Origin of the sequence: Alkalihalophilus lindianensis (assembly GCF_032843265.1) — a bacterium.
In the GTDB taxonomy this organism is placed as follows: Bacteria; Bacillota; Bacilli; order Bacillales; family Bacillaceae_D; genus Alkalihalophilus; species Alkalihalophilus lindianensis.
Map to the genome: position 1 here is coordinate 1 of NZ_JAWJBA010000536.1, position 261 is coordinate 261.

Genomic DNA, 261 nt, shown 5'->3' on the forward strand with positions numbered 1-261 from the left:
TGCTCGATTTCGCTGATCAGCGCGCTGCGCTTCTCGGCGAACACTTCCGGCGCGTTTTCAAGCTCGGTGCGCTCGGTCTTGACCTCGACAATGCGGGTCTCAATCGTCGCGATCTGCGACGCGGCGTTTTCCTTGCGGCTCTGCCATTCGTTGCGCTCGGCGAGAATCGCCTGCACGCGGCGGTCGGCCAATTCGGCTTCGCGGGCGAGCGCCTGTGCTTCGGCGCGAACCTGCGCGGCGAGGCGGCGGTGGCCGTCCATG

The 261-nt window shown here is 66.7% G+C and carries 1 protein-coding gene; it reads right to left on the bottom strand.

What is annotated here, in order from left to right; translation table 11 throughout:
• Positions 1-261 (bottom strand): hypothetical protein (locus RYX56_RS26650; RefSeq protein ID WP_317124254.1); only part of this gene is annotated, 261 nt, incomplete at both ends.